The following is a 1,954-nucleotide window of genomic DNA, read 5'->3' on the forward strand; positions in this document are numbered from 1 at the left end:
TTTAATGACGGACTCTACAGCCGTTGAAGACTAATGACGGGGGCAGGTCACACGCGATGACGAAAACGAGCAAGTTTCTCGAATTTTTTCAAATATAAGAAAAAGTGGATTGCTGTACCATCGGTGCGCCAGGTGCTGGTCGCGCGTTGAGAATTCGGGAACATTGAGTAAAATGCTGGATTACTAAGACGTTGTTTTGCTTTCGCCCATTTTTTCGGGGGCATCGTCCTAAGGACGATCGAGGAATCGGAAAAAAGACAAATAAGCCGGGAAGCCAGGTGAAAAAAAGTATATTGGAAGCGAAGGATCCGCTCGCAGATCGACTCAACCTTGATTCGGCGGCGAGTAATCTTCCATGTTTCAGTGATGAGGATCCGCAAGCCTCTGAAGACAGTACTATCAGTCATTCTCGGATCGAGAAAGGTTTGACTCCATTTCTGAAATGGCCAGGAGGGAAGCGTTGGTTTGTCTGCAACTACGTGGATCTTATTCCTAAAAAATTTAATACTTACATCGAGCCCTTCTTGGGTGCTGGATCAGTGTATTTCCATCTGCAGCCATCACGAGCATTGCTCGGCGACGTAAATCCAGATCTCATTAATGCTTACAACGCAATAAGAGAGGATTGGCAAAACGTCCGCAATAGTTTGAGATACAGACAGCGTCGTCACCGCGAGGATGCGGACAGCTATTACTACTGGTTACGGGATCACATTCCAAGCAATTTCATTCAACGGGCTTCACGACTTATTTATTTGAACCGAACTTGCTTCAATGGCATTTACCGAGTCAATAGGCAGGGGAAATTTAATGTACCCCGAGGGACAAAGGACAAGGTGGTGATTGAGACGGACGACTTCGAGGGAATGTCGTGGGTTTTAAAAAATGCGGAGCTCGTTGCAGGGGATTTCGAGAGTCTTATTGAGCGGGCAGAAGCCGGTGATTTCGTATTTTGTGATCCACCTTACACTGTACGTCATAACCACAACGGATTTCGAAAATATAACGAAGTAATTTTTTCGTGGGCTGACCAAGAACGGCTCGCGTTGTCGCTTTTACATGCTGCTAGGCGTGGTGTTAAGGTGCTTTGTACTAACGCTAACCATCAGTCTGTACGCGACCTCTATTCTGATCCCGTGTTCGACCAGATGGCCGTGTCACGATACTCATCCATATCAGCTAGTAATTCCAGCAGACGTAGTTTCGAAGAGCTTGTAGTTAGGGCCAATATTTAAAGAGTGATTACAATGAGTAAACTTAACACACTCGTCAATACGGCAGCCACGCAAGGCAACCCGATCGACGCGCTGAGGGCGTTCCTCGAACGTGAGGAACAAAACGAGCAGGCACGCCGAACGCAAGACATGCGATTCGTTGGGTATGTTCTTGAGCTGGGGTACGACACTGCAAAAATTATTACCAGCGATCCCTATAAGCTCGCTGTCGGAGGGATACCACGTGGATCATTCCTCATTATGACACCAGTGAATGCTGGAAAAACACCGCCTCATTTTACGTTATTACGGGTTACTGGTGTCTCCCCTACACCTTTGTCTAATCAGGTCCAGCAGACGTATTTCGAGTTGCACAAAAAGTCTATGCCTGAACTTGATGTATGGACCCAAAGCGAATTGCAATGGGGAGCGCTAGACTGCGATGTCTTAGGTATGTTTTATGCAAATCCGAAAAGTATGCAGAAGCTCGAATTTTCGGGCGATGTGAATAATGTAGTCAGTGCGCATCGATACAAAGTTTTCGCTCCAGACGATGCCATTCTAAGTCTCATTATTAATGGAATGGTCAAACCGGAGCAGCGCTCGACCATTGGGAGTTTGCGCACGATGGAGTGTGGCTTATTCAGTGATGGTGCGGGTACGAATATCCCCGTTGAGATCTCAATGCGTGATTTCAAAGGCTGCCGCACCGCGATGTTTGGCAAAACACGACTAGGAAT

Annotated in this window: 1 protein-coding gene and 1 pseudogene; both read left to right on the top strand. The window is 46.9% G+C overall.

Annotated elements, in window-relative coordinates; all coding sequences use genetic code 11:
• The first annotated feature begins 278 nt into the window (after nt 1–278).
• Complete coding sequence (locus WM40_RS29320; protein WP_201779188.1) at nt 279–1,235, top strand: DNA adenine methylase; 957 nt, start codon at nt 279–281, stop codon at nt 1,233–1,235.
• Between the two features lie 12 nt (nt 1,236–1,247).
• A pseudogene (locus tag WM40_RS26590) lies at nt 1,248–1,954 on the top strand (ATP-binding protein); the annotation flags it as partial.

It is taken from the genome of Robbsia andropogonis, from assembly GCF_000970345.1.
Taxonomy (GTDB): Bacteria; Pseudomonadota; Gammaproteobacteria; order Burkholderiales; family Burkholderiaceae; genus Robbsia; species Robbsia andropogonis.